This is a genomic window from Paenibacillus sp. YSY-4.3, from assembly GCF_054767475.1.
In genome coordinates, this window is sequence record NZ_BAABMC010000027.1 from 1 (window position 1) to 659 (window position 659).

A 659-nucleotide genomic window follows, 5' to 3' on the forward strand; every position below is an offset into this window, starting at 1 on the left:
CAGCGGTAGAGCATCGCCTTGCCAAGGCGAGGGTCGCGGGTTCGATTCCCGTCGTCCGCTCCATGAATATGCGCCCTTAGCTCAGCTGGATAGAGCGTTTGACTACGAATCAAAAGGTCGGGAGTTCGAATCTCTCAGGGCGTGCCACTTTTTCTTAATACATCATTATCGGGACGTAGCTCAGCTTGGTAGAGCACCTGGTTTGGGACCAGGGGGTCGCATGTTCAAATCGTGTCGTCCCGACCATAATGATGCGGGTGTAGTTCAATGGTAGAACTCCAGCCTTCCAAGCTGGTAGCGTGGGTTCGATTCCCATCACCCGCTCCATATGTAAATGACAAACTGCCTATAGGCAGTTTTTTTATTTTCTAGCGGGTGGGGAAGAGAATCCACAAAGGGGTTCGACCGTCCGTGAAGGTCTAAATGGACCATCCTTAGGCTTTTTGCAGGAAATCCTATAGGGCAGGCCAGAAATGTGCCTGCTCTCGGACACTAAATGGAATTCATGTATCTAATTATGCTCTAAACGAATGTTTTAGGAGATTAGATGGATTTTATGCATCTATAATCAAGGATCCAGCCCATAATGGGCATCTCCCTTTCTTCTAACGACATGAAATCCATTAAAATCTATATTCCCTTCTTTGCCGCAGAAACTA

The 659-nt window shown here is 47.5% G+C and carries 3 tRNA genes; all 3 read left to right on the top strand.

Annotated features, from left to right (window positions below):
* Window positions 1-70: 70 nt before the first annotated feature.
* The 3 genes from ACYUJT_RS25380 (at window position 71) to ACYUJT_RS25390 (ending at window position 327) form a co-directional block, all read left to right on the top strand.
* Window positions 71-147 (top strand) — tRNA-Arg (locus ACYUJT_RS25380).
* Window positions 148-169: 22 nt separating this feature from the next.
* A tRNA-Pro gene (locus tag ACYUJT_RS25385) sits at window positions 170-246 on the top strand.
* Between the two features lie 7 nt (window positions 247-253).
* A tRNA-Gly gene (locus ACYUJT_RS25390) sits at window positions 254-327 on the top strand.
* Window positions 328-659 lie beyond the last annotated feature (332 nt).